Source organism: Actinocatenispora thailandica (assembly GCF_016865425.1).
Lineage (GTDB): Bacteria > Actinomycetota > Actinomycetes > Mycobacteriales > Micromonosporaceae > Actinocatenispora > Actinocatenispora thailandica.
This window is the reverse complement of sequence record NZ_AP023355.1, coordinates 1,400,582-1,427,084: the sequence shown is the minus strand read 5'-3', so window position 1 is coordinate 1,427,084 and position 26,503 is coordinate 1,400,582. Positions and strand designations below refer to the sequence as shown.

General features: G+C 74.2%; 20 protein-coding genes. 5 read left to right on the top strand and 15 right to left on the bottom strand.

Annotated elements, in window-relative coordinates:
• Positions 1-16 precede the first annotated feature (16 nt).
• Entirely contained in the window at positions 17-379 is a 363-nt protein-coding gene (locus tag Athai_RS06370) for a hypothetical protein (RefSeq protein WP_203960624.1), read from the bottom strand.
• Between the two features lie 82 nt (positions 380-461).
• Positions 462-2,318 (bottom strand): translation elongation factor 4, encoded by a 1,857-nt coding sequence (gene lepA, locus Athai_RS06365; protein WP_203960623.1) that lies wholly within the window; start codon positions 2,316-2,318, stop codon positions 462-464.
• 387 nt (positions 2,319-2,705) lie between these two features.
• Here lepA and rpsT point away from each other — a divergent pair, with 387 nt between their 5' ends.
• Positions 2,706-2,972 (top strand): 30S ribosomal protein S20, encoded by a 267-nt coding sequence (gene rpsT / locus Athai_RS06360; RefSeq protein ID WP_203960622.1) that lies wholly within the window; start codon positions 2,706-2,708, stop codon positions 2,970-2,972.
• 286 nt (positions 2,973-3,258) lie between these two features.
• Here the strand turns inward: rpsT and holA are convergent, their stop codons facing one another.
• The 12 genes from holA to Athai_RS06300 all read right to left on the bottom strand — a co-directional run bounded on the left by holA (position 3,259) and on the right by Athai_RS06300 (position 20,750).
• A complete protein-coding gene (gene holA, locus Athai_RS06355; protein WP_203960621.1) occupies positions 3,259-4,215 on the bottom strand; it encodes a DNA polymerase III subunit delta in 957 nt (318 codons plus the stop codon).
• 241 nt (positions 4,216-4,456) lie between these two features.
• Positions 4,457-7,219, bottom strand: coding sequence for a ComEC/Rec2 family competence protein (locus Athai_RS06350; RefSeq protein WP_203960620.1), 2,763 nt, complete (start codon positions 7,217-7,219; stop codon positions 4,457-4,459).
• Positions 7,219-8,133 carry a ComEA family DNA-binding protein gene (locus Athai_RS06345; protein ID WP_239156754.1) on the bottom strand — a complete coding sequence of 305 codons (915 nt, stop codon included), beginning with the start codon at positions 8,131-8,133 and terminating at the stop codon, positions 7,219-7,221. Before Athai_RS06345 ends, Athai_RS06350 begins: the two co-directional genes overlap by 1 nt.
• A gap of 1,179 nt (positions 8,134-9,312) precedes the next feature.
• A complete protein-coding gene (locus tag Athai_RS06340) occupies positions 9,313-9,840 on the bottom strand; it encodes a hypothetical protein (RefSeq protein WP_203960619.1) in 528 nt (175 codons plus the stop codon).
• Positions 9,841-9,955: 115 nt separating this feature from the next.
• Positions 9,956-10,552: a histidine phosphatase family protein gene (locus Athai_RS06335; RefSeq protein WP_203960618.1), complete on the bottom strand. Its 597-nt coding sequence runs from the start codon at positions 10,550-10,552 to the stop codon at positions 9,956-9,958.
• Positions 10,549-10,941, bottom strand: coding sequence for a ribosome silencing factor (rsfS, locus tag Athai_RS06330; protein WP_203960617.1), 393 nt, complete (start codon positions 10,939-10,941; stop codon positions 10,549-10,551). Before rsfS ends, Athai_RS06335 begins: the two co-directional genes overlap by 4 nt.
• A 44-nt stretch (positions 10,942-10,985) precedes the next feature.
• Entirely contained in the window at positions 10,986-11,606 is a 621-nt protein-coding gene (nadD, locus tag Athai_RS06325; protein WP_203960616.1) for a nicotinate-nucleotide adenylyltransferase, read from the bottom strand.
• Positions 11,607-11,679: 73 nt separating this feature from the next.
• Positions 11,680-12,987, bottom strand: a complete 1,308-nt coding sequence (locus Athai_RS06320; RefSeq protein WP_203960615.1) for a phenylacetate--CoA ligase family protein — start codon at positions 12,985-12,987, stop codon at positions 11,680-11,682.
• 150 nt (positions 12,988-13,137) lie between these two features.
• Complete coding sequence (gene pepN, locus Athai_RS06315; protein ID WP_203960614.1) at positions 13,138-15,606, bottom strand: aminopeptidase N; 2,469 nt, start codon at positions 15,604-15,606, stop codon at positions 13,138-13,140.
• Positions 15,607-15,731: 125 nt separating this feature from the next.
• Positions 15,732-18,245, bottom strand: a complete 2,514-nt coding sequence (gene pepN / locus Athai_RS06310) for an aminopeptidase N (protein WP_203960613.1) — start codon at positions 18,243-18,245, stop codon at positions 15,732-15,734.
• An 87-nt stretch (positions 18,246-18,332) separates the two neighbouring features.
• The gene (locus Athai_RS06305; RefSeq protein ID WP_203960612.1) at positions 18,333-18,968 is read right to left on the bottom strand and encodes a hypothetical protein; all 636 of its coding nucleotides are present in this window, start codon (positions 18,966-18,968) and stop codon (positions 18,333-18,335) included.
• A 3-nt stretch (positions 18,969-18,971) separates the two neighbouring features.
• Positions 18,972-20,750 carry an FtsK/SpoIIIE domain-containing protein gene (locus Athai_RS06300; RefSeq protein WP_203960611.1) on the bottom strand — a complete coding sequence of 593 codons (1,779 nt, stop codon included), beginning with the start codon at positions 20,748-20,750 and terminating at the stop codon, positions 18,972-18,974.
• A 367-nt stretch (positions 20,751-21,117) separates the two neighbouring features.
• Here Athai_RS06300 and trpS point away from each other — a divergent pair, with 367 nt between their 5' ends.
• Positions 21,118-22,098: a tryptophan--tRNA ligase gene (gene trpS, locus Athai_RS06295; RefSeq protein WP_203960610.1), complete on the top strand. Its 981-nt coding sequence runs from the start codon at positions 21,118-21,120 to the stop codon at positions 22,096-22,098.
• 341 nt (positions 22,099-22,439) lie between these two features.
• On the opposite strand, the gene Athai_RS06290 is transcribed toward trpS, so the two are convergent.
• On the bottom strand, positions 22,440-23,219 hold the full coding sequence (locus Athai_RS06290) for an NRDE family protein (protein WP_203960609.1): 780 nt from the start codon (positions 23,217-23,219) through the stop codon (positions 22,440-22,442).
• A gap of 493 nt (positions 23,220-23,712) precedes the next feature.
• On the opposite strand from Athai_RS06290, the gene Athai_RS06285 reads away from it, so the two are divergent.
• From Athai_RS06285 to Athai_RS06275, 3 genes are all read left to right on the top strand, one after another.
• Positions 23,713-24,390, top strand: a complete 678-nt coding sequence (locus Athai_RS06285) for a response regulator transcription factor (RefSeq protein WP_203960608.1) — start codon at positions 23,713-23,715, stop codon at positions 24,388-24,390.
• Positions 24,387-25,373 carry a HAMP domain-containing sensor histidine kinase gene (locus Athai_RS06280; RefSeq protein ID WP_203960607.1) on the top strand — a complete coding sequence of 329 codons (987 nt, stop codon included), beginning with the start codon at positions 24,387-24,389 and terminating at the stop codon, positions 25,371-25,373. The genes Athai_RS06285 and Athai_RS06280 overlap by 4 nt, the downstream gene beginning before the upstream one ends.
• 205 nt (positions 25,374-25,578) lie before the next feature.
• Positions 25,579-26,298 (top strand): DUF3152 domain-containing protein, encoded by a 720-nt coding sequence (locus tag Athai_RS06275; protein ID WP_203960606.1) that lies wholly within the window; start codon positions 25,579-25,581, stop codon positions 26,296-26,298.
• Positions 26,299-26,503: the final 205 nt, after the last annotated feature.

Genomic DNA, 26,503 nt, shown 5'->3' with positions numbered 1-26,503 from the left:
GCCACCGGTGCCGGCGCTACTGCCCGAACGAATACCGCAGGTCCGCGTTGATCAGCTCGTTGAGCCGCTTGCGCAGATGGCCGAGCAGCGCGGAATCCGGCGCCGGGTCGGCGACCAGCAGCGTCCAGCGCACGTCGCTGCCGGCCCCGGAGGCGTCCACGGCGATGTCGAACCGCACCCTGGCGTCCGGGCGCCGGCCCCACAGCGAGGACCAGACCACCAGCCCCGGCGGGTCGGCCTCGACCAGCCGCGGTGCCCGCTCGTCGCCGAGCAGTCGCAGCCACCGCCGGGTTGGATCACGGTCCGGCTCGAGCAGAGCCTCGTACACCACCCTGGGCGGCGCCGGCTGCCCTCGACGCCGACTACCGACCTCCAACATCCGCCCAGTCTACGGGTCGACCCCGGTACCGCTCGTCGCCCCGGCGGCGGCCCTCGTCCCTCCGAAGTGGACAGGCGGCGGGCTACTTCTTCGGCTGCTCCGGGCCATCCGAGGTCGACAACGCGGCGATGAACGCCTCCTGGGGTACCTCGACGCGGCCCACCATCTTCATCCGCTTCTTGCCTTCCTTCTGCTTCTCCAGCAGCTTGCGCTTACGGGTGATGTCACCGCCGTAGCACTTGGCGAGCACGTCCTTGCGCATCGCGCGGATGTTCTCCCGCGCGATGATCTTCGTACCGATCGCGGCCTGGATCGGCACCTCGAACTGCTGCCGCGGGATCAGCTTGCGCAGCTTGGTGGTCAGCTGCACGCCGTACGCGTACGCCTTGTCCCGGTGCACGATCGCGCTGAACGCGTCGACCGGCTCGGAGTTGAGCAGGATGTCGACCTTCACCAGGTCGGCGGACTGCTCGCCGGACGGCTCGTAGTCCAGCGAGGCGTACCCGCGGGTGCGCGACTTGAGCTGGTCGAAGAAGTCGAAAATGATCTCCGCCAGCGGCAGCGTGTAGCGCAGCTCCACCCGGTCGGCGGACAGGTAGTCCATCCCGAGCAGCTTGCCGCGACGGTTCTGGCAGATCTCCATCACGGCACCGACGAAGTCGTTGGGTGTCAGCACGGTGGCGCGCACCACCGGCTCGTGGACCGCGGCGACCTTGCCCGTCGGGTACTCGCTCGGGTTGGTCACCGTGTGCTCGGTGTTGTCCTCCAGCTCGACCCGGTAGACCACGTTGGGTGCGGTGGAGATCAGGTCGAGATTGAACTCGCGCTCCAGCCGCTCCCGGATGATCTCCAGGTGCAGCAGACCGAGGAAGCCGCAGCGGAAACCGAACCCGAGCGCCGCGGAGGTCTCCGGCTCGTACGCCAGGGCGGCGTCGTTGAGCTTCAACTTGTCCAGCGCGTCACGCAGCGCCGGGTAGTCCGAGCCGTCGATCGGATAGAGCCCGGAATAGACCATCGGCTTCGGATCCGAGTAGCCGCCGAGCGGCTCGGCCGCCGGCCGGGCCAGCGCGGTCACCGTGTCACCGACCTTCGACTGCCGGACGTCCTTGACCCCGGTGATCAGGTAGCCCACCTCACCGACCCCCAGCGCCGGCGACTTGGTCGGCTCCGGCGAGATGACGCCGAGTTCCAGCAGCTCGTGGGTGGCGCCGGTGGACATCATCGTCAACCGGTCCCGGGCCTCGATCCGGCCGTCGACCATCCGCACGTAGGTGACCACCCCGCGGTAGATGTCGTACACCGAGTCGAAGATCAACGCCCGCGGCGGCCCGTCCGGGTCGCCGGTCGGCGGGGTGAACTGGCGGACGATCTCGTCCAACAGCTCCGGCACACCCTCGCCGGTCTTGCCGGACACCCGCAGGCAGTCCGCCGGGTCGCCGCCGATCAGGTGCGCGATCTCCTCGGCGTACTTCTCCGGCTGCGCGGCCGGCAGGTCGATCTTGTTCAGCACCGGGATGACGTGCAGGTCGTTCTCCAGCGCCAGGTACAGGTTGGCGAGCGTCTGCGCCTCGATCCCCTGCGCCGCGTCGACCAGCAGCACCGCACCCTCGCAGGCGGCCAGGCTGCGGGACACCTCGTAGGTGAAGTCGACGTGCCCGGGGGTGTCGATCATGTTCAGCACGTACGGCTCGCCGGCCAGGTCGCCCTCGCGCACGGTCCACGGCATCCGGACCGCCTGGGACTTGATCGTGATGCCACGCTCGCGCTCGATGTCCATCCGGTCGAGGTACTGCGCGCGCATCTGTCGCTGGTCGACCACGCCGGTCAGTTGCAGCATCCGGTCGGCCAGGGTGGACTTGCCGTGGTCGATGTGCGCGATGATGCAGAAGTTGCGGATCCGCTGCGGATCCGTGACACCGGGATCGAGCTGGTGTGGCACGCGGAGTCCGTTCTGTTCGAGGCACGTCGTGGGTCTCGGGCACGCCGTGGCCGGTCGGCGGTACCGGCGCCACCGGGGCTGGCGTGCCGGCGCCGTCCATGCTCCCACGGCCGGCGGACCGCGCACCCGGCAGCGGCGCGGTGCCGCCGCGCGGCACCCGACCAACCCGGATCCAGGGCACGAATGCCGCATTCACCGCACAATCGGCCGGGCCACGTCGGCACCACCCCACACCGTACCGACCGGGCGGGCGCACGGCCGCTGCGACCGCGGGCGAAGCGGCTGGTAGCCTGATCCTTCGTGTGTGCCGCCGCGTCATGGACGCGCGCGCACTATCTGCCAGCAGGCAGACCCCGACCCGTACCGACCAAGACTGAAGGCTGTCGCGTGGCGAACATCAAGTCCCAGATCAAGCGCAACCGGCAGAACGAGAAGCGCCGCCAGCGCAACAAGGCGGTCAAGTCGTCGCTGAAGACGGCGATTCGCTCGTTCCATGAGGCGGCCAACGCCGGCGACTCGGCGAAGGCCGAGACCGCCCTGCGTGACGCGTCGCGCAAGCTGGACAAGGCCGTGAGCAAGGGCGTCATCCACAAGAACCAGGCGGCGAACCGCAAGTCGGCCATCGCCAAGCAGTTCCAGCAGATCTCCGCCTGACGGCGGCGAGGCGCCAAGCACGCCCAGCGGGGCCCGCCGACATCGCTCCAATGTTCGGCGACCCCGCTTTTGGCGTACCCGCCCGACGCCGTCGCTGCTCGGCACGTGGGCGCCCTGCTCCTGCCGGTTCGCGTCGCTCGTGCCGCACGGTTCCCGCCGGCGGTACGGCGCCCCGCCGCGCGCCGTCCGAGCGCCGCCAAACCACCAGCGAGGCAGCGAGGCAGCGAGGCAGCGAGGCAGCGAGGCAGCGAGGCAGCGAGGCAGCGAGGCGAGTCTGGCGGGCGGCTCAGCGACCGCGGGCACCGGCCACCGCGAGGATGGCCCGTTCCAGCGCGTACCCCCTGTTGTCCGCACCGCCCTTGACCTCGGCATTGGCCGCGGCGGCGGCGTGCATCGCCGCGGCCAGCCCCTCCGGTGACCAGCCTCGCGCCTGCCGCTGAGCCCGCTCGATCTTCCAGGCCGGCATGCCCAGCTTCGATGCCAACTGGTACGGATTACCGCGCACGCCGGCAACCCGAGACACCGTGCGCACCCCGTCGGCCAGCGCGTCCGCGATCGGCACCGGGTCGACGCCGATCGCGAGCGCCCAGCGCAACGATTCCAGTGCCGCGGCCAAGTCGCCCACCATGGCGGCGTCCGCCACCGTGAACCCGGTCACCTCCGATCGCCCCTGGTAGTAGCGGTTGACGATGTCGACGGTGAGGCGCCCGCCGGTGTCGGCGACCAGCTGCGCGCAGGCGGACGCAAGCTCCCGCAGGTCGTTGCCGACCGCCGAGATCAACGCCTCCGCGGCGTCCTCCGGGCAGCGACCGCCCAGACCTCGCACCTCGTCACGCACGAAGCCGACCCGCTCCCGCGGCCGGGTGATCCGCGCGGCGCGCACCACCTCGACGCCCGCCTTCTGCAGCCCGTCCGCGAGCGCCTTGCCTTTGTTCCCGCCGGCATGCGTCAACACCAGGCAGACGTCGTCGGCCGGCGCGGCCGCGTAGCCGAGCAGCGCCGCGGCCAGGTCCTTCTTGGCGTCCTGGGCACCACGAATCACCACGACCTGTCGCCCCCCGAACAGCGATGGGCTGGTCAACGCCGCCAGCTCACCGGCGGTGAGGGCGTTCGCGTCCCGCTCGGTGGGCTGCGCGTCCGGCTCGATCGCCCGGACCGCGGCGACCACGTCGGACACCGCGCGCGCGGCGAGCAACTCCTCGTCACCGAGGACCAGGCGAATCAGCGGTGGTGTCTGGCTCACGGACCCATCCTGGCACGTCCCCGACCGCCCGGGTCCCGGCAGTCGACCCGCCGGGCGCTGTTCGGCATCCGCGACACCCGGCCACGTGCCGCCCCGAGCAGCCGCCCGTCACGGCACCCGGCCACCCCGCCCGACGTGACGCCGCGCGTAGCCGCTCTTCACGGCGGCACCCGGCCATCCGCCGCCGCGAGCGGCCGCCCTTCACGGCGCCCGGCCAGACGTGACTCCGTGAGTAGCCGGATCAGGCGGCATCCGATGATCCCCGCCAGCCGTGGCGCCGCACGCCGCCGCCCTTCGCGGCGCCCGGCCACGTCGCCCGACGTGGCGCCACGAGCGTCGAGACCGCGCGACACACGGCCACCCCGACCGGCACGACACCGGGTCGGGTCGCCCCCGCGCGCGTCCCCGCCCTGCGCCGTCGAGCCGCTCCGAAGCCACGCAATGCCGCGATCGTTCGATACCCCGTTCCCCGGCGGCAGCCCGGGCCCCGGCGGCGCGGCGAACGGCGTGCAGGCCGAGTCACCGCGGGTGGCAGCGCCCGGGCACTCGGCGGCGCACGGCCCGGGGGCGGTCCCCGCCGGGCCACCGCCAGGCCACGACCGGTATCGACGACCGCCACGTCACCGTCCCGGTCGGTGCGCACCACCCGGATGCCGGCCGCGGTGATCCTCGCCAGCAGGCCAGGGTTCGGGTGCCCGTAGTCGTTGTCGACACCGACCGAGACGACCGCGACCTTCGGCCCCACCGCGGCGACGAAGTCCGGATCCTGGTGGACGCTTCCGTGATGCGGAACCTTCAGCACGTCGGCGTGCAGTGGTGCACCGTCGACCCGCAGCTCCTGCTGGAGTTCCGGGCCGGCGTCGCCGGTCAGCAAGATCGATACCGACCCGGCCACGGCCCGGAGCACCACGCAGTTGTTGTTGGTGTCGGACTCGGTGCCGGTCATCGGCTCCGGCGGGCCGAGCGCGGTCAGCGCCAGGCCACCCGCTCGGTAACGCCAGCCGGGCGGGACCGGGAACGGCCGCAGTCCGTGCGCGCCGGCGGCGCGCTCGACCCGGGCCCTGCCCCCGTTCGTACCGCGGAAACGGGAAACCCCGACCGCGCCGACCTGCCGGCCGTCGAAGACGCCGGCGACGCCGCCGACGTGGTCGGCGTCGTCGTGGGTGAACACCAACAACGGCACGGACCGGATGCCGAGCCGGCGCAGGCACCCGTCGATCGCGGTCGGCTCCGGTCCGGCATCGACGACCACGGCCTGTCCGGGGGCGGCCCGAAGCACCAGCCCGTCACCCTGGCCGACGTCGCAGGCGACGAACACCCACCGATCCGGCGGCCAGCCGCCGGCGAGCCACCGCACCGGCGCGGCGCCCGCCACCACGCAGATCACCACGACCAGCAGCAGCCGGCGCGCCGTGCGATGGCCGGCAACCACGACCGCGGCGACCAGGATCACGGCGAGCAGTACGGCGCCGAGCACACCCACCGGCCACGGCAGGGTGGCGGCGGGTGCGCCCGCGACGCCGTGCGCGACCAGCACCAGCCAGCGGCACGGCCAGTCGGCGAGCCAGGCAAGGGCATGTGCCGCCGTCGGCGACACAGGTGAGGCGATCGCCGCGGCCAGCCCCAGCACGGTGGCCGGTGCGACCGCGGGTTCGGCGAGCACGTTGGCCGGCACGGCGAGAAGGCCGACGGTGCCGGCGAAGCCCGCGATCACCGGCGCGCAGGCCACGTGTGCGGCGGTGGACACCGCGACCACCTCGGCGATGCCGCCTGGCACGCGGCGTCGACGGAGCGCGTCCCGCCAGGCCGGCGCGAACAACAACAGTCCCAGGGTGGCGAGTGCGGAGAGCACGAACCCGAGCTGCACGGCCAGCGCGGGGTCGACGAGGAGCAGCAGGAACACCGACGCCGCCAGGCCGGGAACCGCCGCCCGTGGCCGGTGCAGCGCCAGTGCGAGCAATCCCAGGCCACCCATCAGGGCGGCCCGCAGCACGCTCGGATCCGGCCGGACGAGGACCACGAACCCGACCGTGGCCGCCGCGCCGACCAGCGCGGCGACCCGCGGGCCGGCCCGGGCCCAGCGAGCCGCCAGCAGCACGAACCCGAGCACGATCGCAAGGTTCGAGCCGCTCACGGCGGTCAGGTGCGTCATCCCGGCGGTCGCGAAGTCGGCGTGCACGATCGGGTCGAGGCGGCTGGTGTCCCCGTCGACCAGGCCAGGCAGCAGGCCGCCCGAGGCGGACGGCAACCCGCGGCAGGCTACCTGCAAGCCGGCCCGGAGCCGGGCGGCGACCCGCTGGTACCAGGGTGGATCGCCGAGCCGCTTCGGCGGCTCGGTGATCGACAGGACCGCGGCGGTGCCGTCGGCGCGCTGCGGCGGCGACAACCGGGCGGTGACCGCCACCCGCTGACCGGGAAGCACCGAGCGCCAGCTCGGCTGGCTGCCGAACCCGATGACCCTGACGTGCGCTCGGACGGTGGGCCCGCCCGCCGCCGGTGCGAACCTCGTCAGCGTCGCCGGCACCAGCCAGGTCGTGCCGAAGGCGCTGCCGGCGATGGCGTGCGGATCACCAGCGACCGTCAGGTCGGCATGCACCAGCCGGTGAGCACGGATCGGAGCCGCCAGCGTCTCCAGCTGGGCGGGGTAGGTGTGCGCTGCGGTGCTGAGCGCGCCACACCCGGCGCCGAGCAGCACGGACACCAGCAGCCGGAGCACCACGGCGAGGCGGCCGGGATCGGTTCGGGTGACGGCTTCTCGTCGCGGCTTGCGGTGCACCGCGAACGCCAGCACCCCGGCGGCGGCTACGAAGCCGACCACCGCACCGGCCAGGGCGGCGGACGGCGGCACCCGGATCGCCGCCAGCACGGCGAACCAGCAGCCGGTGGCCACCCCGACCAGGCGCAGATCCGGGCCGCGACGCGGGTGCGACCTGCCGTCCGCCGAGGAGCCCTTGGCACGTGTCGGCTCAGCGGGACCCCGGCCAGCGGCGGACGGCGTGCCCATCAGACCGTCACCAGGTCCTTGAGATCCGCGTAACGGGCGTCACCGATGCCGCTGACCTGCTTGAGCTGCTCGACCGATCGGAAGCCGCCGTGTTCGGTCCGAAAGGCGATGATCCGTTCGGCCAGTGTCGGCCCGACGCCGGGCAGCGTGTCGAGCTGATCGGCGGTGGCGGTGTTGAGGTCGACCTTCCGCCCCGGGTTGGCCGAGCCACCCGGGCCGCCGACGCCACCGGCGTCCGGCGGCGGGGTGACGCCGACCGCGATCTGCTCACCGTCGACGAGCCGCCGGGCCTGGTTGAGCAGGCCGAGGTCGGTGCCCGGCAGCGCACCGCCCGCCGCCCGCACCGCGTCGGCGACCCGTGACCCGGCCGGCACCCGGACAACGCCGGGATGCCGGACCTTGCCCACCACCGAGATCACCAGCTCGCCGGTCGCCGAGGGTGTGGGGTGGCCGGTCGGCTCGGCCGCTGGCACCCGCGGCGGTTCGACCGGATCTGCCACCGGACGCAGCCGCCACGCCACGACACCGGCCACCACGACCGCCACGACCGCGAGCACGACGATCGCGCGCAGGCCGCGCCGCCCCGGATCCAGCAACGCGTGGCGGACGCCGAGCAGCCGCGCCGAGCGGTCGAACCAGCCATCCGGCCGGGCGGATCCGACCATCACGCCGGCCCGCTCGCCGGGGCCCGCCCCGTCGAGATCGACCACCTCCACTCGCTCGGCGCCGGCGCGCGGTGCACCGGCATCGGCAGCTTTCGAACCTGCCCGGTCACGGCTTCCGAGCCGCTCGATCGAGGCGAACTCGGCCGTCTCGGCCAGCTGGAACTCGGCCGTCTCGGCGAGCTGAGGGCCGAACGGCTCGGCCCCCGGCGGCTCGGCCCCGGCGGCTCGGCCCCCGGCGGCTCGGCCCATGCCGGCGTGGTTCCGGCCGGCTCGGTCCCTACCGGCTCGGGCCCCACCGGCTCGGTCCCCAACGGCTCGCCTCCGGCCGGCTCGGCGTCGGCCAGGCGAGACCCGGCCGGGGCTCCGGGCAGTCCGGGCCCAGCCAGCGCATCCCCGGAGCCCGGTACGGAGCCGATGCGAGCGGATGCAGCAGGAAGCGGCCGAGCCGACGCGTCGGTCGTGGCGGCGCGGTCGAAGTGGAGGTGTCGCCGGTACGGGACCGAACCGACGATGGTCCAGCGCCCGGACTCGGCCGTCCGAACCCGGCGTTCCGGCCCCGAACCGGCGATGGCCCGGTCGGAGGTCGCCGCCGCCTCGGCGACGGAACGCCGATCGGGGACCACCGCTTCTGGGTCGGCTGCGTCCGGCTCGGCGGACGCGACCTGCTCGGCGGACGCCACCTGCTCGGCGACGATGCCCTGGCCGGCGACCTGATCGGCACCGCCCCAGCCGGACGCCGGCGCCAGGCCAGCGGCGACCGCCCGATCGTCCTGGGCGGCGGTGCCGACCGCGGTGTGCGGGGACGCGGCCGCGTCCGGGGGAACGACGGGGGCCGGGCTCGATCGCGAAGCGCGGGAGCCGGACCCGGACGACAGCGGGGCGCGAGGCGCCGGTACGAGCGGTCTCGGCAAGGGTTCGATGGGGGCGCCGGGCGGCGGCCCGAGGCGCGCTGCGGGCTGGGCGGGCAGCAGCCGGTGCAACCGGATGCGGGTGGTCTCGGCGAGGATTTCGGCGCGGCGGGAGGCGAACACGCGGCGACCCTAGGCAGCCGGTGGCGCCGGCTGCCGCCGCCGATACGGAATCTGTGGACAACCACCGGCGTTGTGGACAGACTGGCGAATTCGCCCCGCGAGTGTTAGTCACCCCGCATTCCGACCGCCCCGGCCCGACCGTCGCGGCAGCCCGGTGCAGTCCGACGTCGCAAAGCCGAACATCGACGACCGGACACCGCGGCCACCGTCCGACCGATCCGGCCACCCGGAACGGGCCACGCGAGGCCCGGGCAGCGCCATCCAGGCACCAGGCCGGCCGCCACTGGCCACCATGGGCCCGGCCACACCCGGCCACACCCGGCCACCAGCAGCCGGCCCACCACTGGCCACCGTCAGCCGGGGCTCCGGTGCTGCGGCAACGGCGGCCCGGCGGGGGTCAGCGGGCCTTCGCGGAGACCACCTTGAGCATCTGGCCCTGCATGCAGTGGCTCATCAGCCCGTGCTCGATGTAGCCGCGGACCTCGACGGACGCCTGCGGCCGCAACACCTTCTTCGCCGCCGCGTCCGCGCCGACCAGCTCGTACGTGCCGCCCGAGCCGCGCAGGATCGTGCAGCCCGGTTCGACGCCCTGGGTCACGGTCCCGGTGTAGGTACGGACCGTGACGGTGGCGGTCGAGCTCTTCGTCGGTGCCGGCGCGCTGGGGCTCGGTGCGCCGGTCGACGGGGTCGGCACCGCGGATCGGCTGCCGGACGGGCTGGGCGCGGCGGTCCCGCTCGCCGAACCGGAGCTGCTCGGCGAGGGTGATCCGGCGGCCTGCGAGCCGCCCGACTTGCAGCCGGTCAGCAGCATCCCGCCCAGTGCCGCGACCAGCAGCGCCAACCCCGCGGTACGGACAGGTCGGTGGCCGGTCGGCAGGTGTGTCGTCGCCGTGTCCCGGTTCCGGTTCCTCGCGTCAACACTCATGTCGGTTGGACGTGCGAAGGTGCCGGGAGGTTCCGCGCGAATCCCCCGGATTCACCGGGCCGGATGGATCCGGTAGCCGCGCCGCCCGATGCCGACGAGGGACGGACGGCGCGGGTCAGGCGCCGAGGTTGTGCGCGATGAGCCGCCAGCCTGCCCGGCCCCGGCGCAGCTCGCTCCAGTGGCAGTTGGCCAGCGAGCCGAGGGTGGAGGCGACGCCGTCCGGCCAGCCGAGCAGCGCACCGACCCCGCGCCGGGCGGCGCCGCCGTGGGTGACCACCACGACCGTGCCGCCGGGGGCCCGCCCCGCCGCGTCCAGCAGCGCCGCGGACATCCGCCCGGACACCTCGGCGAGTTCCTCGACGCCGTCGACGCGGACCGGTTCGCCGGCCCGCCAGCAGGCGAACTCGGTCGGGTACCGCTGGGCCAGCTCGTCGTCGGTCAGCCCCTCCCAGGGCCCGTAGCCGCGCTCCCGCAGCCGCGGGTCGGTGGTGACGGTCAGGCCGGTGGCCGCGGCGATCGCCGCGGCGGTCTGGGTGGCGCGCTGCAGGTCGCTCGCGACGAGCACGTCGGGGTGCTGGGCGGCCAGCAGGTCGCCGGCCTTCTCCGCCTGGGCGTGCCCGACCTCGGACAGCGCGATGTCGGTCTGGCCCTGGATGCGACCGTCCGCGTTCCAGCCGGTCTGGCCGTGCCGGCAGATCAGCAGCCGGGTCACCGACCAGAATCCCCGGCCTCGGCGACGACGGCGGGGTCGGTGAACGGGATGACCGGGCAGTCGCGCCAGAGCCGGTCGAGCTCGTAGTAGGTGCGCTCCTCGTTGCGCTGGACGTGCACCACGACGTCCGCGTAGTCCAGCAGCACCCAGCGGCCGTCGCGCTGGCCCTCGCGCCGGATCGGCTTCTCGCCGGCGGCGAGCAGCCGTTCCTCGACCGCGTCGACGATCGCCTTGACCTGCCGGTCGCTCGGCGCGGACGCGAGCAGGAACACGTCGGTGATCACCAGCTGCTCGCTGACGTCGATCAGGACGATGTTCTCCGCCTTCTTGTCGGCGGCGGCGGTGGCGGCGGAGAGCGCCAGCTCACGGGCGTGTTCGGTGGCGGCCACGGATCCCCTTCCGTACTGCGGGTGACGCCTTACAGCCTCTCACATCAGCGGGGCGGATCGACCGGCCCATTTCGGTACAATTTCCGCTTCGCGATGTACTGGACCACACCGTCGGGTACCAGGTACCACACGGGTTTGCGGTCGAGGACGCGCCGGCGGCAGGCGCTGGACGAGATCGCCATCGCCGGCACCTCGACCAGCGACACGCTGGCCTTCGGCAGGTGCGCGGCGGACAGTTCGTACCCGGGGCGGGTGACGCCGACGAAGTGCGCCAGCTCGAACATCCGCTCGGCGTCTTTCCAGGACAGGATCGCGGCGAGCGCGTCGGCGCCGGTGATGAAGTAGAACTCGACCCCCGGGCCGTAGCTTTCCCGCAGGTCGTTGAGGGTGTCGACGGTGTAGGTGGGCCCCGGCCGGTCGATGTCGACCCGGCTGACCGCGAACCGCGGGTTGGACGCGGTCGCGACCACCGTCATCAGGTAGCGGTCCTCGGCCGGGCTGACCCGCTCGTGCTCCTTCTGCCAGGGCCGGCCGGTCGGGACGAACACGACCTCGTCGAGCCCGAACCGGTCCTGGACCTCGCTCGCGGCGACCAGGTGCCCGTGGTGGATCGGGTCGAACGTCCCGCCCATGATCCCCACCCGGCGCCGCCTCTGCTGCTGCATCCGCGCATCGTATCCAGCCCCTGACCGGCGCCGAGCCAGCGTCCCGGGACGCCGCCGGGTGCCGGCGACGCGGTCAGGCCAGGTCGGGCAGCGGGGGCTCGCCGGACTCCCAGCGGCGCAGCCGGACCGCCTTGCCGACCTCGGTGCGGGGCAGCGTGCCGGGAGCACCGACGCGCACGTCGCAGCGCAGCCCGAGCCGCTCGTGCAGGGCCGCCGATAGCCGGGCGACGACCGGCGCCGGGTCGGCGTCGGCTGCGAGCTCCCCGCAGACCACCAGCCGGGTCTGCGCGGTGCGGGTGTCGAGCACCAGCAGGTATTGCGCGGCCACCGCCGGGTCGGCGAGCAGCACCGACTCGATCTCGCTCGGGTACACGTTGACGCCGCGCACCACCAGCATGTCGTCGGCGCGGCCGACGATCCGGCTCATCTTCACCGAGGTACGCCCGTCCGGGCTCGGCGCGCGATCGAGCCGGGCCAGGTCACCGGTGCGGTACCGCAGCAGCGGCAGCGCCTGCTTGGTGAACGTGGTGAAGGTCAGCTCGCCGAGCTCGCCGTCGGGTACCGGCGTGTCGCCGTTCGGATCCAGCGCCTCGACGTAGAAGTGGTCCTCCTGCACGTGCAGCCAGCTGCCGGAGTCCAGCGTCTGGCAGGCGACGCCGGGGCCGATGATCTCGGACAGGCCGTAGATGTCCAGCGCGCGGATGCCCAGCAGCGCCTCGATCTTGTCGCGCATCGCGTCGGTCCACGGTTCGGCGCCGTGCACCCCTACGGTCAGGCTGATCTCGTCCGGCCCGACGCCGGCCGCGGCGAACGCCTCGCCCAGATACACCGCGTACGACGGGGTGCAGGTCAGCGCGTCCGGGGCGAGGTCGGTGATGAGCCGCAGTTGCCGGGAGGTCGTCCCGGCGGAGATCGGCAGCACGGCCGCGCCGAGCGTGCGGGCGCCGTGGTGCACGCCGAGGCCGCCGGTGAACAGGCCGTACCCGTACGCGTTGTGGATCAGCGAGTCGGGGGTGATGCCGGCGCCGGCCAGCGACCGGGCCATCACCTGCCCCCACAGCCGCAGGTCGGCCTCGGTGTAGCCGACGATGGTGGGCCGCCCGGAGGTGCCGGAGGAGCCGTGCAGGCCGGCGAGAGCGGTCCGCGGCACCGCGAGCATCCCGTACGGGTAGTGCTCCCACAGGTCGACCTTGCGCACCGTGGGCAGCCCGGGCAGGTCGTCCAGGGTCAGGTCGGCGCCGCCGGCGACGCCGGCCGCGCGCAGCCGGGTGGCCTGCAGCCCGTCGGCCGCGAGCAGCCGGTCCACCAGCGACCGCAGCCGGCGCTGCTGCAGCGCGGCGCGCTCGTCGGTCGACATCCGTTCGGCGCGATCGAAGATCATCGGCGATCCTCCCTGGCGGCGGGACCTCTTCATACCACCAGCGCCGGCCGCCCGGACGGCTCAGACCGCCCGGGCGGCTCGGGCCGAGCGGACTGCTCAGACCGCCCGGGTGGCTCAGACCGCCCGGGTGGCTCAGGCCGAGCGGACTGCTCAGGCCGAGCGGGCGGCCAGCGCGATGCGCAGCTCGTCCCGGCCGGTGGCGAGGGCACGGCGGACGCCCGCGGCCAGGTCGTCGCGGGCCAGCAGCGCCTCGGCGGCGGCGACCGTACCGGCCGAGACCGCGTACCCGGGGAACGACCAGCCGGCGAGCCGGCCGGCGAGCTCGCCGCTGCGGTCGGCGGTCGCGGGCAGGATGTCGGCGAAGTAGCGCTCGACGTACGGCGCGGTCAGCGCCGACTGCTCGGGCTGCCAGAACCCGCGGGCGAGCGCCTCCAGGTGCCGGTTGGTGAGCGTCTCGTCGTGCATCATCGACCGCCAGGCCGCTTGCTTGGCCGCGGCGCCCGGCAGCGCCGCCCGGCAGCCGGTCGCGTGCACCGCGCCCTGCCCGGTGTTGTCCCGGGCCAGCTCGGCGTCGATCTCGGCGGCGCCCGCGGCGCCGAGCACGACCAGCCGCCGCACCAGCCGCCAGCGCAGCTCGGCGTCCAGCACGGCACCGGCCGGCAGGTCGCCGGCCAGCAGCGCGGCCAGCTCGATCGGCTCGGTGAGGCAGGAGACGAGGGTGCGCAGCGCGGCAAGCTGCCGGCCGCTGCCGGGTGCGGCGTCGGCGAGCATGGTGCGGCAGGTGCCGGCAAGGGTGGCGAGCGCCGCCGGCCGCCGCGCCGGATCGAGGTAGCGGTCGGCGACCAGGTTCCGCGCGTTGGCCAGCATCGTGGTGGACAGCGTCGCGGACGCCTCGCCCGGTACGGCGGCGGCGACCAGGTCGACGAAGGCACCCGGCGGCAGGTCCGCGGCCCGGGTGGCGTCCCAGGCGACCGTCCACAGCAGCGCGCGGGTCAGCGGGTCCGCCGCCGCCGGCAGCAGCCGTGGCAGGTCGCGCATCGCCGGTTCGGCCAGCCGTACCGTGGCGAAGGTCAGATCGCCGTCGTTGGGCAGCACCAGGTCGGCGTCGCCGGCCAGTCCCGGTACCTCGGTGTACCCGCCGTCGATCTCGACCTCGACGCGCTGGTCGCGCACCAGCGCGCCGCCGGACAGCCGGTAGGCGCCGATGCCGATCCGGTGCGACCGCAGCGGCGCACCGTGCACGCCCTGCTGCCGCACCCCGACCTGACCATCCACAGTGGACAGCGAGAGGCGGTTGGTACCGGCGGTGCGCAGCCACTGCCGGGCCCAGCCGGCGACGTCCCGGCCGCTCGCCGCGGCCAGCGAGTCGACCAGGTCGGCCAGCGTGGCGTTGCCGTACGAGTGCCGGGCGAAGTGGTCCCGCAGGCCGGCCAGGAACGCCTCGTCGCCCAGCCAGGCGGCGAGCTGGCGCAGCACCGAGGCGCCCTTCGGGTACGAGATCTGGTCGAAGTTGACCAGCGCGCTGTCCGCGTCGGCCACCTCGTCCGGCGCCACCGGATGCGTCCAGCTGGACTGGTCGGCGGCGTAGCCGGCGAGCTTGTTCTGCCCGGCGAAGCCGGCCCACGCGTCGGTGTAGCGGCTCGCCGCCGGCAGCACCCGGTAGGACAGGTAGGTGGCGAACGACTCGTTCAGCCACAGGTCGTCCCACCAGCGCATGGTGACCAGGTCGCCGAACCACATGTGCGCCATCTCGTGCGCCACGATGGCCGCCCGCGTCTCCAGCTCGGCGTCGGTCACCGCGGAGCGGTACAGCAGCTCGTCGCGGTGCGTGACGCAGCCCGGGTTCTCCATCGCGCCGGCGTTGAACTCCGGCACGAACACCTGGTCGTACGTGTCGCCGAAGCCGTACCGCACACCGAACAGCGCGTGGTACGCGTCGAAGCAGCGCGCGGTCAGCTCCAGCAGCTCGTCCGACGCGGCGGCCAGCGGCTCGGCCAGCGAGGCGCGCGCGTGCCAGCCGAGCCGGATCCCGTCGTGCTCCCGGTAGCGCGACACGTACGGCCCGGCGCACACCGTGGTCATGTAGGTGGCGATCGGCCGGGTCTCGGTGAACTCCCAGCGCCTCGCGTCGATCCGCGCGCCGCGCTCGTTCGCCAGCACCGTCCACTCCTCCGGTACCGTCACCGCGAGCGTCACCGGTGCCTTCAGGTCCGGCTGGTCGAAGCAGCAGAAGATGTTCTGCGCGCAGTCCAGGAAACTCATCGCGTACACGTAGGCGCTGCCGTCGGCGGGATCGACGAACCGGTGCAGCCCCTCGCCGGTGTGCGAGTAGTCGCCGTCGGCGACGACCACCAGCTCGTTGTCCGCCGCCAGGTCCGGCAGCGGCAGCCGGTTGCCGACCAGGGTCGGGTCGAGTTCGCGGCCGTTCAGGGTGGCGCGGCGCAGCGTGCCGCGCAGCTCGGCGAAGGTGTCCGTACCGGGTCGCGTGCAGCCGAACCGGATCGTCGAGGTCGACCCGAACCGGTCCGCGCCCCGGGTCAGGTCCAGCTCGACCCGGTAGGAACGGACGGTCAGCAGTTCGGCGCGCGCACGCGCCTCGGCATGGGTCAGGCTCGGCATGCCCGCCATCATGCCCACCCCGAGTTGATCATGGTGTTGTCGGGGTGGAGAGCGCTTGCCCGACGGACGACACCATGATCAACAGCGCCGGGGCGGGACGTGTCGGGTGCCGGGTGCGGCGGGGGTCAGCGGGCGGCGGCGCGGGCGGCGAGCGCGACGTGAATCTCGTGGTCGGCCTCGACGACCTTGCGGCGCAGCATCGGCGCCAGGTCGTCGCGAGCCAGCAGTTCGGCGCCGAGCCGGGCGGTTCGCTCCGACACCGCCGTCGACGGGTAGCCGGAACCGACCGCGACCAGCAGCAGGCCGGGACTGCGCCAGGCCGCGGTACCGGGCAGCTCGGCGAAGTAACGCGGCACGTACTCGTCGGTCAGCACGGCGTGCTCCGGCCGCCAGAACCCCTCCCCGACCGCGGCCAGGTGCCGGTTGGAGATCGACCGGTCGGCCATCAACAGCTGCCAGGCGGCCCGCTTCGCCGCCACGTCGGGCAGCGCGGCCCGGCACCGGGTGGCCGCCACCTCGCCGGCGGCGGTGTGGTCCGCGGTCAGCTCGGCGTCGATCTCGGCCGGCCCGGCCAACCCCAGCGTGGCCAGCCGAAACAGGATCGACCAGCGCAGCTCCGCGTCGACCGGTACCCCTTCGGGTACCCGCTCGCCGCGCCGCCAGTCGGCCAGCAGCTCCAGTTCCTCGTCGGTGACCGCGCACCGCGCCAGCACCGACGCGGCGAGCAGCCGGTGCGGCCCGGCCAGCAGCACCCGGGCCAGCCCGGCCAGCACCCGCAGGGCGGGATCCCGGCGCTCCGCCGGCAGGTACGTGTCCGCGGCCCGCTCGCACAGTCGCAACACCGACGGCGGCAGCCCCGGCGACGGCTCGGCCGGCAGCGCGGTCGCGGCCAGCTCGACGAACCGCTCCGCCGGCCACCGCCCGGCCCGGACCAGTTCCCAGGCGTTGGTCCAGACCACCGCGCGGGACGCCGCGTCCGGCATCGCCGGCAGGACTGCGCCGAGCCGGTCCAGCTCGGCCGGCGTCAGGTCGACCCGGGCGAAGGTCAGATCGGCGTCGTTGAGCAGCAACAGCTCCGCGGCGGGCCGGCCGACCAGCTCCGGCACCGGCACCGGGTCGTCGGTCAGCGGCAGCGTCACCGGGATGCCCTCGCCGGTGCCGGTCGCCGGGTACCAGCCGACCCGGATGCGGTGCGGGCGAACCGGGCCACCGGCCGGGGCGGACCGCGCCACCTCGACCGCCGAGTACCGTCCGGCCGCGTCGACCCGGGTGTGCGCGGTGAGCACGTCGACGCCGGTGGTGCGCAGCCAGCGGTCCGCCCAGCCGGTCAGGTCGACGCCGCCGACCTCCGACAGGGTGCCGATCAGGTCGGCCAGGGTCGCATTGCGGTACGCGTACCGGGAGAAGTACGCGCGCAGGCCGGCGAAGAAGGTGTCCTCGCCGAGCAGCGCCGCGAGCTGGCGCAGCGCCGAGGCGCCCTTCGGGTAGGAGATCGCGTCGATGTTGAGCAGCCCGTGCGCCACGTCCGGTACGTCGGTCGGCGCCACCGGGTGCGTCGCCGGCCCCTGGTCGGCCTGGTAGCCGGGCAGCTTGCGGAAGACGCCGAAGAAACCCCAGGCGTCCGCGTAACGGCTGACCTCGCCGACCACCCGGAACCCGAGGAACTCGGCGAACGACTCGTTCAACCACAGGTCGTCCCACCAGCGGAGGGTGACCAGGTCACCGAACCACATGTGCGCCATCTCGTGCGCGATCACCATCGCCCGCAGTTGCCGCTCCGAGTCCGGCACCGCCGAACGGTACAGCCACTCGTCCCGGACCGTGACACAGCCGATGTTCTCCATCGCCCCGTACAGGAACTCCGGCACGAACACCTGGTCGTACTTGGCGCCGAACGGGTAGCGCATCGCGAACGTGCGCTGGTACCAGTCCATCGCCCGCTCGGTCAGCGTGAACAACTCGTCGGCCTGCTCGTCGAGGTGTTCGGCGAGGCTCGCCCGGCAGTGCCAGCCGTAGCCGATGCCGTCGTGCTCGCGGTACCGCGAGTGGAACGTGCCGGCGCAGACGGTGAACAGGTAGACCGACATCGGCCCGACCGGCTCGAACTCCCACCTCGCCACCGCACCGGCGTCGCTGCCGCTTTCGGTGGCGCCGCGGGTACCGGCACCGTTGCCGAGCACCGTCCACGGCGCCGGCGCGGTGACCGACAGCGTCACCGTCGCCTTCAGGTCCGGCTGGTCGAAGCAGGCGAAGACGCGTTGCGCGTTGTCCGGCGCCGACGAGGCGCACAGGTAGACCTCGCCGTCCGCCGGGTCGACCGCGCGGTGCAGGCCCTCTCCGGACCTGGTGTACTCCCCCTCCGCGATCACCACCAGCTCGTTGTCCGCCGCCAGCGGCGGCAGCGTGACCCGGTTGTCCCGGTGGTCCAGCTCGATCGGCGCGCCGTTCAGGGTGGCCGCCACCGGCCGGCCGGTCAGCTCGACGAAGGTCGACTCGCCCGGCTGGTGGCACCGGAACCGGATCCGGCTCACCGAGCCGAACAGCTGGTCGCCGCGGGTCAGGTCCAGCTCGACGGCGTACGAGTCGACGGCGAGCAGCGCCGCCCGGCGGACGGCCTCGGCCTGGGTCAAAGACGGCATCCGCTCATCATGCCGTGACCCGACCGGGCCCGCTCGGCAGAGCGCGCGGGAGCCACCCGCCGCCACTAGGGCGGGCCGGCGCCGCGTTCAGAACAGCATCCCGGCCGCGGCGGCGACCAGGACGTACACCGGCAGCGAGGCGAGGCAGATCAGGGCGCCGAGCCGCGGGGTGCGCTGCACCGCGCCACCGGCCCGCGGCCGGCACACCAGGCCGACCAGCAGCACCCCGACCAGGAACGCCAGCAGCGGGAAACCGCAACAGGTCCAGCCGTACACCGAGATCTGGCCGAGGATGCCGCGCCGGCTGGCCACCGAGATCAGCACCAGCTGACCGACCAACCCGGCGAACGAGCAGGCCGCGTACACCACCGCGGCGCGCGGCCGCGGTCGCCACGACGGCAGCAGTGGCGGGCTGGCCGCGAGCCGGTCGACCTCCGCGCCGCTCCTCGCTGCGTCCCGCAGCCGCTGCTCGGCCCGCCCCAGCCGGTCCGCCACCGGTACCGGGTCGAGCAGGTCCGGCACCTCGCCCGGACCCGCGGCACTGAAGTCGGGCGCCGGCAGCCGGAGCCGGCCGGCCTGCTCGGCCAGCTCCTCCCGCTGGGTCAGCGCCTGGTCGGACAGCGTGACGATCCGCCGCTGGTGCGCGGCGGCGGCCTCGGCCGGGATCGGCGCGGCGACGCCGAGCCGCCGGGTCGCGTCCAGGTAGTCGTCCCAGTCCGCCACCGCTCACTCCCCCGCCAGGCTGGTGGGCTCGGACGCGTGCGGCACCTCCGGCGGCGCGCTCCCGGGGGTACGGGCCTGCCACAGCGCCTCGCGCAACCGGGCCCGCCGGGCTGCCTCCGCGTACGGGTCGATCAGCCGCACGGTGCGTTCGGCCAGCACCGCGGTACCGTCCACATCGGACACCACGAGCCGGCCGGGTAGCCGGCCGAACACCGCCGCCGCCGGTCGCTCCGCGGACAGCAGCAGGTGCACGCCGACCGGGCCACCGGTCTCCGCCAGCTCGGCCAGCAACGCCTCGACCCGCCCCGCCGAAGCACCGGCGGACCGGGTCCTCGGTACCGGTCCGGACGGTCCGGACCGGGCAGCGGCCGTCACCGCACTGTCGGCACCAGCCAGCGCGAGCACGATCCGCGGCATTGCTCTGTCTACAGTGGACATCGCGGTGGCGAGATCGGCACAGCCGGCGCCGGCCAGCAGCCGGCGCCGGCCGGCGACCTCGCCGACCAGCGTCTCCAGTACCGGCAGCAGCGTGCCGGCGGTGTCCACCGCGCCGACGCAGCGGGCGTGCGGCAGCCAGCTCGGATCCGCCCGGCTCGGCGCGAACTCGGCGAACAGCGCGAGCCCGGTCGCGTCGAGCAGGTACACCGCAAGCTCGTCCGGCGAGTACCGGGCGGCGAGCCCGTACAGCGCGGTCAGCGCGACCGCGCCGGCCGCCCGCGGGGCGCCGGCCAGCAGCCAGTGCGGGGTGGCCCCGGCACAGACCAGCTCCGCGACCCCGTCCACCCCGACACCGATCGGCGTGCGCAGCCCCGGCGCGGACCGCTCGGCCCACCGGGTGCCCGGCACCAGCTGCCCGAAGCCGGGCCGCAGCGACCCGGCCAACCGCCGGCACACCGCGGTGACCAGTTCCGCCGGTGGCGCCGGGTCCAGCCGTACCGCCGGTGCCGTCACCTCGCCGTAGGACACCGTGACCGGCTCCCCCGCGGCGGCGGGACCAGCAGGCCCGCCTTCGCCGGTACCGGCAGGCTCGCCCGCGGCCACCCGGGCAGGCGCGCCCGCCGCGGCGGTGCTCGCCGACCGGACCGAGACGGTGTGCGGCAGCGGCGCCGACTGGCCGGCCAGCAGCAGATGCAGCCGACCCGCCGGCCCCTGCTCGGCGAGCGGCCGCAGCCGGGCCGGCGGCACCGGCTGCGCGACGACCACCAGCAGGTAGGGCAGGCCGGCCGGATCCTGGCCGGCCCGTACTGCGTCGGCGACGTGGCCGAGCTGGCGATCGGCGGCGGCCAGCGCGTTGTCCGGATCGGCCTCGATCAGCATCCCGGCGGCCCGCAACGGCCGGAACGGTGCCGGCAGGCCCGCACCGAGCCAGCACACCCGCAGCAGCCCGGCCGGCGCGGCGGCCACCAACCGCAGCAGTACGCCGGCGAACAGCTCCGGCGTCGCCGCCTCGACCGCGAGGTGCCCGACCCCGAGCAACGGCACCACCGCGGGGTAGGTCAGGTCGTCGGCCGGCACCGCGGTGCCGATCCGCACCGGGACCGGCGCGCCGGCCGACACGTCGCGGCCGACCGGGAGGTCGCCGGCGTCCGACCAGTCCGCGCCGAGCCAGCCCGGCGCGAGGCGGGTCGCGGCCTGCCTGGCCCGCCCGGCGAGCGCGGCACGATCGGCGGCGGTGTCCCCGGACCGCTCGGCATCCAGCGCGGCGCGCGCCGCGCGCAGCTGCGCCACCGCCTCCCGGTGCGCGCCGACCGCCTGCCCGAAAACCGCCCGTACCCTGGCCATGCACCACCTCCAGGCCCCCGCCGTGGCCCGCAGACAGTACCGCACCAGCCGGTGACGGTGGGCAGTCCAACACTCACGACCCGCCGACCGGCGGCCACCTCGCGACGGCGGCCAGCGCGCGGCGGCGGTCGGCTGCGACGGCCGGGGTCACGACCGGTCGGGCCGGGTTGCCGGGGCTCGGAGTGCGTTACGATGGGGCCATGCGGACGAGGTTCGACTGTCTCGGTTGGTGGCGCCCCTGACGGGCGGCACCACACTCCGCGCACTTCCCTGAAAGCACGCGGCCGCCCGGTTCGGGCGGCCGTTTCGCGGGTACGCGCCTCGGCGGCGCCGGCCGGTCGGCCCACACCGACAAGGAGCCCGCACCATGACCCGCCGCATCAGTGGATTCACCCCGTCCGGGGTGCTGCACCTGGGCAACTACCTGGGCGCGATCCGGCCGATCGTCGACGGCACCCCGCACACCGACACCGTCGTGTTCATCTCCGACCTGCACGCGCTGACCCTCGACCACGACCCGGCGCAGGTACGGGAGCGAACGCTGGAGTTCGCCACCCTGCTGCTCGCCGCGGGCGCCGATCCGGACCGGCACCTGTTCCTGGTGCAGTCGCACGTGCCCGAGCACGCCGAGCTGCACTACCTGCTGGAGTGCACCACCGGGTACGGCGAGGCGCAGCGCATGATCCAGTTCAAGGAGAAGTCCGGCCGGCAGCAGCAGATCCGGATGTCGCTGTTGACCTACCCGATCTTGATGGCCGCCGACATCCTGCTCTACGACGCCGACGAGGTACCGGTCGGCGACGACCAGAGTCAGCACGTCGAGCTCGCCCGGGACGTCGCCTACCGGTTCAACACCCGGTACGGCCAGACGTTCACGGTGCCCCGCGCGGTGCATCCGCCGGTCGGCGCGCGCATCATGGACCTGACCGCGCCGACGACGAAGATGAGCAAGTCGGCGTCCTCGGTGGCCGGCTCGCTGCGTCTCGCGGACGAGCCGGACGTGTTGCGGCGCAAGGTGATGCGCGCCGTCACGGACGCCGGCACCGAGGTCGGTTACGACCCGGCCCGGCATCCCGGGGTGGCGAACCTGCTCGACATCCTCGCCGCCTGCACCGGCGACGACCCGGCCACGCTCGCCGCCGGATTCCACTCGTACGGCCAGCTCAAGGGCGCGGTGGCCGACGCGGTGGTGGAGACGCTCGCGCCGCTGCGCAAGCGGTACCGGGAGCTGTCCGAGGATCCGGGGCACGTCCGTGACGTGCTGCGCGCCGGGGCAGCCCGGGCACGCGAGATCGCGCGGCGCAAGGTTCGGGCGGCCAAGCAGGCGATCGGGCTGCTCCCCGAATAGGGGGGAACGGAGCGTTCGTGACTACTTTGCGTATCGATGGGTAACACCAGAGAGTGATTGTTGATCATGGGTCGTGACGCGGGCCACCGAATCGACGTTCACTGAGCGAGTCCGTTACCGCCGCACGGAAACGGGCAACTCCGCGCCGGAACGGCGCGGGCGGCGGTGGCGTCGCGCGACAACTGGGGGGTGTGCCGCGCGGCGCCACAGTGCCGAGCACTTCTTGCGCTCCGGCACGACACCATTCCTTCGATGCCCGCTTGCCACGACCGTCGCCGACACCGGCGGAGGCGCCGCCTACCGCGGCCGGCATGCTCGGCACGGCGGCTCGCCACCATCCGTCAGCCGGTCTCGATCGGCTGCCAGCCCGCCGTGGTCGCCGCGCCGGGGCGAAAGTCGTACCGGAGTTCGCCGGTGGCGGCCAACCCGAGCAGGGTGACCGAACTGGTGCCCCACACGGTGCCGTCGTCCTGGACGGACCGCGGGAGCAGCGCCCGCGGGTCGGCCGGAGCCGGCGCGTCCGGGTCGTCGAGCACCGCCAGCCAGGACGCCCACGCGTCACCGGCCGGCTCGGACAGCGCCGGATCGGGCCGGGCCGCCACCGCGAAGCGGGGCCCGAAGTGCGCCGCCCGCGGCGAGCGCCGGTCCGCCGGCCCGAGCCACCGCCCCTGGTTGACGAACAGGTGGTCGCCGGCGCCGAGCTGGTACCGGTGCGGCTGGTAGCCGTCCCAGGTCGTCACGCACAGCGCGGCGCGGTCGAGCACCAGCAGGTGGCACGGGTCGTACCCGGTGAACTCGGCCGGCCCGGCCGCACCGGCGGCAGCCGACAGCGGCAACTCGCCCCGGGACCGGCGCCCGACCGGCTCGGCCGGCCGGCCGCCGGCGTTCAGTACGCAGGCGATCCGGTTCGTGTCGAGGTCGACGGCGAGCCAGCTGCCGCCGGCCTGTTCGTCCAGGCCGCCGAGCAGCCGGGGCCGGTCCGGCCAGTGCCGCGCCGGCGGGCGCCACGGCCGGCCGAGCAGCTCGTCCCGCACCGCGAGCAGCAGCACCGGCCACGCCGCGGCCGGGCGCAGGCTGACCAGCACGGTGCACATCAGCGCACCGCCCGGGACGTACCGCACCCAGCGGTAACGCAGTGTCCGCGATCTGTCACTAGTCGACACCAATCGTCGGCGATTCGTCCGGTTCCCCGGCCGATGATGTGGGGGTCCGCGACCCTCGTCACCGGAGGCTCCGATGTCCGACCATCCGATCGCGCACCCCACCAGCCTGCACCCCGAGGCGACACCGGCCCGACCGGCCCAGCCGCGCGTGGGGCTGGCCGAACCGCTCGCCGCGACCCGCTGCGGATGCGGCGCCAGCTGCAGCTGCGGTTGCCAGTCGGGAGGCCCGTGCAAGTGCGGCGGGCACTGTCGATGACCGTCGCCGGTGTGCCGGCCCGCGGGTCGGGTCGGCCACCGGGGCGCTGACCGCGCGCGCCGCGGCACCGGGCGGTGGCCACGCCGGACCGGTACCCGGGCCGGGAGGGCCGCCGCGGCCCAGGGCTGCGGCGGGCACAACATCTTCACCGCGCACGTCGCGTACCGCCACGGCGGCGGCATAGATTGCCTCTCCATGAAGCAGCGACGGGTACTCGTCGTCGAGGACGAGCCGACGATCGCCGAGTCCGTCGGCGCCAGGCTGCGCGCCGAGGGGTACGAGGTGGAACTCGCCGGTGACGGCCCCGGCGCGGTGGACGCGGCCCGGCGGCGGCCGCCCGACGCGATCGTGCTCGACGTGATGCTGCCCGGTTTCGACGGGCTGGAGGTGTGCCGGCGGGTCCAGGCCGACCGGCCGGTACCGGTGCTGATGCTCACCGCGCGCGACTCGGAGACCGACCACCTGGTCGGCCTCGGTGTCGGCGCGGACGACTACCTCACCAAGCCGTTCAGCATGCGGGTGCTGTGCGCGCGGGTGCAGGCGCTGCTGCGCCGGGTGGACCGGGCCGCGCAGACCAGCGACGAGATCCTCACCGTCGGGGAGCTGGCGATCAACCGGGCGCAGCGTCGGGTGACCCGGTCGGGCGCCGAGGTGCACCTGACGCCGACCGAGTTCGACCTGCTGACCCGGCTGGCCGAGCGGCCCCGTGCGGTGCTGCGCCGCGAGCAACTGCTCGAGGAGGTGTGGGGCTGGGCGAACGGCTCCGGCACCCGCACCGTGGACAGCCACGTCAAGGCGTTGCGGCGCAAGCTCGGACCGGGGCTGATCCGTACCGTGCACGGGGTCGGCTACGCGCTGGAGCCGGCGCCGTGATCCGCCCGCTGGACCGGATCGGCTCGATCAAGCTGAAGATCGGGGTGCTGGTCACCGCCGCGATCTGCGCCGCGTCCGGGGTGTTCTGGCTGGGCATCGGCACCAACGGGCTCGGCATGCTGCTCGCCGTGCTCGCGGTCGCGGTGGCGCTGACGGTGACGCAGATCCTGGCGCACGGGATGACCTCGCCGCTGCGGGACATGACCGCGGCCGCCGAGGGGATGGCCCGCGGCGACTACACCCGGCGGGTACGGGCGACCTCGTCGGACGAGGTGGGTCAGCTGGGCCGCGCGTTCAACCTGATGGCCGAGGATCTCGCGGTGGCCGACCGGCAGCGACGCGAGCTGATCGCGAACGTCTCGCACGAGCTGCGCACCCCGATCTCGGCCCTGCAGGCGGTGCTGGAGAACGTGGTGGACGGGGTGAGCGAGCCGTCCGAGCTGAAGACCGCGTTGGCCCAGACCGAGCGGCTCGGCCGGCTGGTCTCCGAACTGCTCGACATGTCCCGGCTGGACGCCGGGGTGGTGCCGCTGCGCCGCGAGCAGGTGCCGGCGGCCGACTTCCTCGCCGAAGTGGTGGCGCAGACCTCCGTCGCCGGCCCACCGGTGCGGTTCGCCGTCGACGTGACGCCGCCGGAGCTGACGATGCGGGCCGACCCGCAGCGGCTGCACCAGGTGCTTGCCAACCTGGTCGAGAACGCCTGCCGGCACAGCCCGCCGAACGGGCTGGTGAGCCTGCGGGCCCGGCGCTGCGATCACGAGGTGGTACTGGAGGTGCGGGACGAGGGGCCGGGCATCCGGTCGGAGGACCGGGAGCGCGTGTTCGAGCGGTTCACCCGCGGCGAACCGGCCCGGGACCGGGTCGGCGGTACCGGGCTGGGCCTGGCCATCGCGCGCTGGGCGGTCGACCTGCACGGCGGCACCATCCGGGTGGTCGGCGGCGGCGCCGGCTGCCTGATCCGCGTCACCCTGCCCGCCGACTGACGGCCCGAGGTCCACGGGGACGCGCCGGGTGCCGGACCGCGCGGTCGACGGGGACGGACCGGCGGGTGCGACGCCGGCGGGCGGTCCGCGCGGTAGCGCGTCCCGGCGCGGCGCGATCTTGGGTGCCGTAGCCTGGGCCGGTGCGTACCGTGCGTGGTCTGCTGACCGGATTGCTGCTGATCGCCGCGATCGCGCTGCCCGCCGGATGCGGCGGCGCGGCCAACTCGGCCACCGGCGCCCACTCGCACTCCCCGGCGGCGAGCCCGACCACGCAGTCGCCGACCCCGTCGCCCAGCCCCTCCCGAGTCCGGTCAGTTATCCGCTGCGCGGCACGGGTTCGTACGCGATCGCGCCGGGGCACAGCGCCATCCTGGGCCGGCACGGGCCGCTGCTGCGCTTCCAGGTGGCGGTCGAGCACGGCATCGACCACCTGTCCGTGTCCGGGTTCGCCCGCCAGGTGGTGGACATCGTCGGCGACCCACAGGGCTGGACCGCCGGCGGGGACGTGCGGCTGCGCCGGGTCGGGCCCGGCCAGCAGCACGACTTCGTCATCTACCTGGCGACCCCGGCCACCCGGGACGTGCTGTGCGGCGCGGCGTTCGACCGGTACACGTCGTGCCGCAACGGCGACGCCGTGGTGATCAACGTGTCCCGCTGGCTGCACGGCGTGCCCTACTACCACGACCTGACGGCGTACCGGGAGTACGCGATCAGCCACGAGGTGGGTCACCGGCTGGGCCACGGGCACGAGCTGTGCCCGGGCAAGGGCAAGCCGGCGCCGACGATGGAGCAGCAGACGCTGGGGTTGCACGGCTGCACCCCGAGCCCGTGGCCGTACCCGCACGGGCACCGGTACGCCGGCCCGGCCGGCGAGTACCCACTGGTGGTGCCGACGGATCCGACGACCTGGTACCGGCCGAGCTGACGAACCGCGCGAACCGGGCGCGGTGGCGGCTTTCCGCCGCAGGCCGCAATGACGCCATCGAGTGCGGGTGAACCGACGAAATTACCCCTATCGCGCGGGCGTGTTTTCGTGTAGATCCTTAATGGCGCCTTATGGGTGTCAAGCTCGATCCTTCCCGACCATCTGGGATTGAGGAGGTTTCACCCCGTAAAAGCCGGTGCGTCCC

Excerpts from the sequence above, each read along its gene's own strand:
- trpS (WP_203960610.1), top strand. The coding sequence starts at position 21,118 with ATGACCCGCCGCATCAGTGGATTCACCCCGTCCGGGGTGCTGCACCTG.
- Athai_RS06320 (WP_203960615.1), bottom strand. The coding sequence starts at position 12,987 with ATGATCTTCGATCGCGCCGAACGGATGTCGACCGACGAGCGCGCCGCG.
- Athai_RS06345 (WP_239156754.1), bottom strand. The coding sequence starts at position 8,133 with ATGGGCCGAGCCGCCGGGGGCCGAGCCGCCGGGGCCGAGCCGCCGGGG.
- Athai_RS06275 (WP_203960606.1), top strand. The coding sequence starts at position 25,579 with ATGCGGCGGCGCGGCCAACTCGGCCACCGGCGCCCACTCGCACTCCCC.
- Athai_RS06370 (WP_203960624.1), bottom strand. The coding sequence starts at position 379 with ATGTTGGAGGTCGGTAGTCGGCGTCGAGGGCAGCCGGCGCCGCCCAGG.
- Athai_RS06285 (WP_203960608.1), top strand. The coding sequence starts at position 23,713 with ATGAAGCAGCGACGGGTACTCGTCGTCGAGGACGAGCCGACGATCGCC.
- Athai_RS06340 (WP_203960619.1), bottom strand. The coding sequence starts at position 9,840 with ATGAGTGTTGACGCGAGGAACCGGAACCGGGACACGGCGACGACACAC.
- pepN (WP_203960614.1), bottom strand. The coding sequence starts at position 15,606 with ATGCCGAGCCTGACCCATGCCGAGGCGCGTGCGCGCGCCGAACTGCTG.
- Athai_RS06300 (WP_203960611.1), bottom strand. The coding sequence starts at position 20,750 with ATGGCCAGGGTACGGGCGGTTTTCGGGCAGGCGGTCGGCGCGCACCGG.
- nadD (WP_203960616.1), bottom strand. The coding sequence starts at position 11,606 with ATGCAGCAGCAGAGGCGGCGCCGGGTGGGGATCATGGGCGGGACGTTC.
- Athai_RS06350 (WP_203960620.1), bottom strand. The coding sequence starts at position 7,219 with ATGGGCACGCCGTCCGCCGCTGGCCGGGGTCCCGCTGAGCCGACACGT.
- pepN (WP_203960613.1), bottom strand. The coding sequence starts at position 18,245 with ATGCCGTCTTTGACCCAGGCCGAGGCCGTCCGCCGGGCGGCGCTGCTC.